The organism is Qipengyuania sp. (assembly GCF_048550555.1).
Lineage (GTDB): Bacteria > Pseudomonadota > Alphaproteobacteria > Sphingomonadales > Sphingomonadaceae > Qipengyuania.
In genome coordinates this window covers 1-6,129 of the sequence record NZ_JBLYYF010000001.1, presented here as the reverse complement: position 1 = coordinate 6,129, position 6,129 = coordinate 1, and the positions used below count along the sequence as shown (strand labels likewise).

General features: G+C 65.4%; 6 protein-coding genes. 5 read left to right on the top strand and 1 reads right to left on the bottom strand.

Annotated features, from left to right (window positions below; translation table 11 throughout):
* Window positions 1–319: SAM-dependent methyltransferase (locus ACN4E0_RS00030; RefSeq protein WP_419564195.1), on the bottom strand; the 319-nt coding region annotated here is incomplete at its 3' end.
* A gap of 70 nt (window positions 320–389) precedes the next feature.
* On the opposite strand from ACN4E0_RS00030, the gene ACN4E0_RS00025 reads away from it, so the two are divergent.
* The 5 genes from ACN4E0_RS00025 to ACN4E0_RS00005 form a co-directional block, all read left to right on the top strand.
* The gene (locus ACN4E0_RS00025; protein WP_419564191.1) at window positions 390–1,547 is read left to right on the top strand and encodes a penicillin-binding protein activator; all 1,158 of its coding nucleotides are present in this window, start codon (window positions 390–392) and stop codon (window positions 1,545–1,547) included.
* A 65-nt stretch (window positions 1,548–1,612) separates the two neighbouring features.
* A complete protein-coding gene (gene parE, locus ACN4E0_RS00020) occupies window positions 1,613–3,589 on the top strand; it encodes a DNA topoisomerase IV subunit B (protein ID WP_419564189.1) in 1,977 nt (658 codons plus the stop codon).
* 7 nt (window positions 3,590–3,596) lie between these two features.
* Complete coding sequence (locus ACN4E0_RS00015) at window positions 3,597–5,078, top strand: sensor histidine kinase (RefSeq protein ID WP_419564187.1); 1,482 nt, start codon at window positions 3,597–3,599, stop codon at window positions 5,076–5,078.
* A gap of 13 nt (window positions 5,079–5,091) precedes the next feature.
* The gene (locus tag ACN4E0_RS00010) at window positions 5,092–5,532 is read left to right on the top strand and encodes a response regulator (protein WP_419564185.1); all 441 of its coding nucleotides are present in this window, start codon (window positions 5,092–5,094) and stop codon (window positions 5,530–5,532) included.
* Window positions 5,424–6,129 (top strand): response regulator (locus tag ACN4E0_RS00005; RefSeq protein ID WP_419564193.1); only part of this gene is annotated, 706 nt, incomplete at its 3' end. The genes ACN4E0_RS00010 and ACN4E0_RS00005, both read left to right, overlap by 109 nt.

The following is a 6,129-nucleotide window of genomic DNA, read 5'->3' as shown; positions in this document are numbered from 1 at the left end:
CGGTGACGGGAATTCCCTCGGCGCGGCAATCGTTGACCAGGCGATAGCCCGGATCGGAAATCATCGGCGTGCCGGCATCGCTCACCAATGCCACGGCGCGCGTGCGTGCGGCATCGACCAGCTTCGTCCGGTCGCGATGCTCGCTGTGGTCGTCATAGCGCCACAAGGGCTTGGAAATTCCCAGATGCTTGAGCAGCTTGCCCGTCACCCGCGTGTCCTCGCAGGCGACCGCATCGCAGCGACCAAGCACGTCGATGGCGCGCAGGGTGATGTCGCCGAGGTTGCCGATAGGGGTGGCGACGATATAGAGCCCCGGCATAAGGGAATTTTCGGGAAGAGTGGCGTCGGTCACTCTTGCTCCATGAACCAAGAGTGAGGGACGCGGCAAGATGAAGCGCTGGACTTTCGACCGTCGGACGCTGGTAACGGTGGGACTGGCCGCCATATTGGGCGCCTGTTCGGTGATCCCGAAGGGCGCCGAGCGCCCGCGCCCCGTGGCCACCACGCCGGCGCCCGAGCCGACCGAGTCTCTTCCCAGTGACGAGACGCGCCATCGCATCGCCTTGCTCGTGCCCATGTCGGGCCAGAACGGCGCGGTCGGCCAGTCGATCGCCAATGCCACCACCATGGCGCTGCTCGACACCAATGCGAGCAACCTGAGGATCACCACCTACGATACGGCCAAGGGCCCGGAGGAGGCGGCACGTCAGGCGATCGCCGAAGGCAACAAGCTGATCCTCGGTCCGCTGCTCGGCTCGAACATTCCCTCGGTGGTGGCGCCGGCCCAGGCGGCCGATGTCCCGGTGATCTCCTTCTCCAACGATACCGGCGCGGCCGGCCCCGACGTCTACATCATGGGCCATATTCCCGAGCAGTCGATCATGCGCAGCGTTCAGTACGCCCGCAACAAGGGGGCGCGGAACTTCGCCATCATCGCCCCCGACGGCGAATATGGCGCCCGGGCCGAAAGTGCGATGCGCAACGCGGTTGCCGCCTATGGCGGGGCCGTGGTGTGGACCGAGCGCTTCGCGCGCGGCAACACCTCCATCGTCAGTGCGGCCGAACGACTCAAGGCGCATGGCGGCTACGACACCGTGCTGATCGCCGACGGTGCCCGTCTCGCGGCGCAGGCGGCGGGCGTGCTGAAATCGGGCGGTGCGACCACGCCGCAACTGCTCGGCACCGAATTGTGGAGCGGCGAAAGCTCGGTCACCCGCGCCTCGGCGCTTCGGGGCGCGTGGTTCTCGGCCGTATCCGACGGTCGCTACAAGCGCTTCGTCGACAGCTACGAGGCGCGCTTCGGCAGCCAGCCCTATCGCATCGCGACGCTGGGTTACGACGCGGTGCTTCTTACCCTCCGCGTCGCCCGTGACTGGCGCGTGGGCCGCGACTTCCCCCAGGGCGCGCTGCGCAGCGACGACGGCTTTCTCGGGCTCGACGGGGCGTTCCGCTTCACCCGCGACGGGCTGGTCGAGCGCGCCTTCGAGGTTCGCGAGGTGCGCGAGGGCTCGGTGGTCGTCGTGGAGAATGCGGCCGACCGCTTCTGAGCGAGGCGGATAACCTCTCTCGCGCGCTTGTTCGGAGAGAGAAGCACGCGATATAGCCTTTGCCCATGTCCGACGATCTGTTCGAAAACACGCCGACGTCTTCCGGCGACTATGACGCTTCCTCGATCGAGGTCCTCGAAGGCCTCGAACCCGTGCGGCGCCGCCCGGGCATGTATATCGGCGGGACCGACGATCGCGCGCTGCACCATCTCGTCGCCGAAGTGCTCGACAACTCGATGGACGAAGCGGTCGCCGGGCATGCGACGCGGATCGAGGTACGGCTCGACGAGGGCAACCGGATAACCGTCGCCGACAACGGTCGCGGCATGCCGGTGGACGAACACCCCAAGTTTCCGGGCAAGTCGACGCTCGAGGTGATCCTCTCGACCCTCCATTCGGGTGGCAAGTTCTCGGGCAAGGCCTACGCCACCAGCGGCGGTCTGCACGGCGTCGGCGTCTCGGTGGTCAACGCGTTGTCGAGCGATACGCGGGTCGAGGTGGCGCGCGACAAGCAGCTCTACGCGCAGAGCTTTTCGAAAGGCCAGGCGCTGGGCCCGCTCGAACAGCTCGGCCCCACCCCCAATCGCCGCGGGACCACGGTCAGCTTCGTGCCCGATACCGAGATCTTCGGCGACCGCCAGTTCAGCCCCAAGCGGTTATTCAAGCTGGCCCGCTCGAAAGCCTATCTCTTCGCCGGGGTCGAGATCCGCTGGAAATGCGCCGAGAGCCTCGCCAGCGAGGACGTGCCCGCCGAAGCCGTGTTTAAATTCCCCGGCGGTCTGGCCGATCATCTCGCCGAACAGCTCGGCGGGCGCGAGTGTGTCACCGCCCAGCCCTTCGCCGGCAACCAGGACTTCCCCGACGAGGCCGGCCGCGTCGAATGGGCGATCGCCTGGCCGCTCTATTCGGACGGTTCGACCAGCTGGTATTGCAACACCGTGCCGACTCCCGATGGCGGGACGCACGAGCAGGGCCTGCGCGGCGCGCTGACCAAGGCATTGCGCGCGTTCGGCGAACTGACCGGGGCCAAGAAGGCCAAGGACCTCACCGCCGACGACGTGATGACCGGCGCCGAGGTGATGTTGAGCGTCTTCATCCGCGATCCGCAATTCCAGAGCCAGACGAAGGACCGGCTGACCAGCCCCGAGGCCGCACGGCTCGTCGAGAACGCGGTGCGCGACCATTTCGACCATTTCCTTGCCGACAACATGGACCGCGGCAAGGCGTTGCTCGGCCAGGTCATGGAGCGGATGGACGAGCGCCTGCGGCGGAAGCAGGAGCGCGAGATCAAGCGCAAGACCGCGACCAATGCCAAGAAGCTCCGCCTGCCGGGCAAACTGACCGACTGTTCGGGGGAAGGCGACGGCGAGACCGAGCTGTTCATCGTGGAAGGCGACAGCGCGGGCGGCAGCGCCAAGCAGGCCCGCAACCGCAAGACGCAGGCGATCCTGCCGATCCGCGGCAAGATCCTAAACGTCGCCTCGGCCAGTGCCGACAAGATCCGCGCCAACAGCGAAATCGCCGATCTTTCGCTCGCCATGGGCTGCGGCACGCGCAAGGATTGCGACCCCGAAAACCTGCGCTACGACCGCATCATCATCATGACCGACGCCGATGTCGACGGCGCGCATATCGCGACGCTGCTGATGACCTTCTTCTTCCAGGAGATGACCGAGGTGGTGCGCAACGGGCATCTCTACCTCGCCCAGCCCCCGCTTTACCGTCTGACTGCGGGCAAGGAGAGCCGCTACGCCCGCGACGACGCCCACCGCAAGGAGCTCGAAGAGACCGTGTTCAAGGGAAAGAAGGTCGAGGTCGGGCGCTTCAAGGGCCTCGGCGAGATGAACCCCGGCCAGCTGCGCGAGACGACGATGGATCCCGAGACGCGCAGCCTGATCCGCATCACGCTGCCGCCCGAATTCGAGGACCGCGCCAAGGTCAAGGACCTGGTCGACCAGCTGATGGGTCGCAACCCCGAGCACCGCTTCAACTTCATCCAGAACAACGCCGGCGAATTCGACCGCGAAATGATCGACGCCTGAGCCTCCCATGCCCGAAACCATCCGTTACAGATACGAACGCCATGGCCGCCGGACGGTCACCTTCCTGCTGGCACTCGGCGTTGTGTTGCTGGCGATCGCCGTTGCTGCGGCGACCATCACGATGGGCAGTATCACCGACGATACCGACGAGGTCGAGGAGACCCTGGGCCGCCAGGCTTCGATCAACCGCCTGACGACCTTCAACGAGCAAATCGCCGCTGGCCGGCGCGGCTTCCTGATTCAGCCCGATCCGGGCTTCACCCGCGTGGTAATCGAGGCGAGCTCGAATTACGAACGCGAGCAGTCGCATCTCGCGAACATCCTCGAAGGCTCCGCAGACCAGGAAAAGCGGCTTGAACGGATCACGCGGCTCAATGCCGAGCGAAGCAGGATCATCGACGCGATGTTCAGCGATCCGGCGACTGCTTTCGCCCGCGCTCGCGAGCTCGATTTCAATGGCGATCGCGGCGTGCTGATCACACAGCAGATCCGCGCGCTGGCGGATGAAATGGCGGCGGTCGAGGAAACCGCCCTCGTCCGCCGCAACCGTGCCCAGCTCGAATCGCTGGTCCAGTTCTATGTCGTCGGGGGACTCGCACTGGCACTGCTGGTCGGCGTACTGGTCGCCGCCGTCGTGCTGGTCCTGCGCTACAATCGCGACCTGACCCGCGCGCAGGTGGGGCTGCGCGAGGCCAACGAGGGGCTCGAGGATGCGGTCGCGGTGCGCACCGCCGAGCTGACAAGGGCCAACGAGGAAATCCAGCGCTTCGCCTATATCGTCAGCCACGATTTGCGCTCGCCGCTGGTCAACGTGCTCGGCTTCACCGCCGAGCTGGAAGAGGCGCGCAAGGTGCTCTACGCCCATCTGAGCACGCTCTACGAAGCGCATCCCGAACTGCGCGACCGCGAGGCGTGGCTGGCGGTCGAGGAGGACCTGCCCGAAGCAGTCGGTTTCATCCGCAGCTCGACCGAGAAGATGGACCGGCTGATCAATTCGATCCTCGAACTCTCGCGCCAGGGGCGCCGCACGCTCGCACCCGAACCGCTGGACATGAACGATCTGGTCGACGGCGTCGTCGCGAGCCTGCACCAGCGCGCGGAGGATGCGGGGGCCGACATCACCGTCGGCACGATCCCCGATCTCGAAAGCGACCGGGTCGCGGTCGAACAGATCCTCTCGAACCTCATCGAGAACGCGCTCAAATACCTCAGCCCCGAGCGGCGCGGGGAGATCACCGTCGAAGGCGGTCGGAGCAGGGACATCGTCCACATCGACGTGATCGACAACGGCCGAGGGATCGATCCTTCCGACCACCAGCGCATCTTTGAACTGTTCCGCCGTGCGGGCACGCAGGACCAGACGGGTGAAGGCATCGGCCTCGCCAATGTTCGTGCGCTGGCCTACAGACTCGGCGGCACGGTCGAAGTCGATTCGCAGCTTGACCAGGGCGCCCGTTTCAGGCTCTCGCTGCCAGCGAAATTCGTTTGAGGAAAGCACGCGCATGAACGCTCACCAACCAGTCGGGATCGTCATGATCGAGGACGACGAGGGTCACGCTCGACTGATCGAGAAGAACATCCGGCGTGCTGGGATCTCCAACGATATCCGTCATTTCGCCGACGGAACGACCGCGCTCGACTATCTTTTCAATGCGCCCGACGGGCCGGCCAAGAACGGCCCGGCCATGGTGCTGCTCGATCTCAACCTGCCCGACATGAGCGGGACGTCGATCCTCGAGAAGATCAAGCAGGATGAAAAGCTCCACCGCACTCCGGTCGTCGTGCTGACGACCACCGACGACAAGGTGGAAATCGATCGCTGCTATGACCTCGGCTGCAACGTCTACATCACCAAGCCGGTGAACTACGAAAGCTTCGCCGACGCGATCCGCCAGCTCGGACTCTTCCTTTCGGTCATCCAGGTGCCGGATCTCGACCAATAGAATCCTTCCGCATCCTTTATGTCGATGACGATGCGGGACTGAGGCGGCTCATCCACCGCGCGCTCGACCGGCGCGGCTTCACCGTCGAGACGGCCGAGAGCGCCGACGAGGGCATGGAACGGCTGCGCAACGAGAATTTCGACGTCGTCGCGATCGACCACTACATGCCGGGCAAAACTGGTCGGCAGATGCTCGACGAGATCGTCGCCCTGCCCGACCACCCTGCGGTCGTGTTCGTCACCGGCAACGACGATACCGGCATTGCGGTCGATGCCATCCATGCGGGGGCTGCCGACTTCGTGGTCAAGACCGTCGGCGAGAGCTTTTTCGACATGCTCGCCGGTCGATTTCGCCAGGCCTGGACCCGCTCGCGGCTCGAACGCGAGAAACGCCAGGCCGAAGCCGAACTGCGCGAGGCCAACGAACGGCTCGAGCTGCTGTTGCGCGAGGTGCACCACCGCGTCGCCAACAGCCTGCAGATGGTGCTCAGCTTCGTGTCGATGCAGGCCAACCAGACCGAGGACGCGGGGACCAGGGAAGTGCTTGCCGCCACCCAGAACCGTATCCGCGCGATCAGCAAGGTGCATCACAAGCTCT